The sequence below is a fragment of the Kitasatospora sp. NPDC059973 genome (assembly GCF_042737525.1).
Lineage (GTDB): Bacteria > Actinomycetota > Actinomycetes > Streptomycetales > Streptomycetaceae > Kitasatospora.
Genome location: NZ_JBHWUI010000364.1, coordinates 1 through 1,447 on the forward strand (window position 1 = coordinate 1; position 1,447 = coordinate 1,447).

Genomic DNA, 1,447 nt, shown 5'->3' on the forward strand with positions numbered 1-1,447 from the left:
CTAACTGCTTGGACGCGGAGATCCAAGACCGCGCTTACCCTATCCTCCTGCGTCCCCCCATTGCTCAAATGGTGAGGAGGTGGTACAGGAATATCAACCTGTTATCCATCGCCTACGCCTTTCGGCCTCGGCTTAGGTCCCGACTAACCCTGAGCGGACGAGCCTTCCTCAGGAAACCTTAGGCATTCGGTGGAGGGGATTCTCACCCCTCTTTCGCTACTCATACCGGCATTCTCACTTCTAAGCGCTCCACCAGTCCTTCCGGTCTGACTTCACTGCACTTAGAACGCTCCCCTACCACTGATACCATTGGTATCAATTCGCAGCTTCGGTGGTGTATTTAGCCCCGGTACATTTTCGGCGCAGAGTCACTCGACCAGTGAGCTATTACGCACTCTTTAAATGGTGGCTGCTTCTAAGCCAACATCCTGGTTGTCTAAGCAACTCCACATCCTTTTCCACTTAATACACACTTTGGGACCTTAGCTGGCGGTCTGGGCTGTTTCCCTTTTGACTACGGATCTTATCACTCGCAGTCTGACTCCTAAGGATAAGTCATTGGCATTCGGAGTTTGACTGAATTCGGTAATCCGATGAGGACCCCTAGTCCAATCAGTGCTCTACCTCCAAGACTCTTACACTTAAGGCTAGCCCTAAAGCTATTTCGGGGAGAACCAGCTATCTCCAGGTTCGATTGGAATTTCTCCGCTACCCACACCTCATCCCCGCACTTTTCAACGTGCGTGGGTTCGGGCCTCCATTCAGTGTTACCTGAACTTCACCCTGGACATGGGTAGATCACCTGGTTTCGGGTCTACGACCACGTACTAAACGCCCTATTCAGACTCGCTTTCGCTGCGGCTCCGCCTCTTCAGCTTAACCTTGCACGGGATCGTAACTCGCCGGTTCATTCTACAAAAGGCACGCCATCACCCGTTAACGGGCTCTGACTACTTGTAGGCACACGGTTTCAGGATCTCTTTCACTCCCCTTCCGGGGTGCTTTTCACCTTTCCCTCACGGTACTGGTTCACTATCGGTCACTAGGGAGTATTTAGCCTTGGGAGATGGTCCTCCCGGATTCCGACGGAATTTCACGTGTTCCGCCGTACTCAGGATCCACTCAGGAGAGAACGAAGTTTTGACTACAGGGCTGTTACCCTCTACGACGGACCTTTCCAGGTCTCTTCATCTACCTCGTTCCTTTGTAACTCCGTATAGAATGTCCTACAACCCCAAGAGGCAAGCCTCTTGGTTTGGGCTATGTTCCGTTTCGCTCGCCGCTACTCAGGAAATCGCATTTGCTTTCTCTTCCTCCAGGTACTTAGATGTTTCAGTTCCCTGGGTCTGTCTTCCATACCCTATGTATTCAGATAAGGATACCATACCATTACGTATGGTGGGTTTCCCCATTCGGAAATCTTCGGATCAAAGCTTACTTACAGCTC

At 51.3% G+C, this 1,447-nt stretch carries 1 rRNA gene; it reads right to left on the bottom strand.

The annotated features are described in order from the left end of the window. Nucleotides 1-1,447, bottom strand: a 23S ribosomal RNA gene (locus ACFWA9_RS39150); the annotation flags it as partial.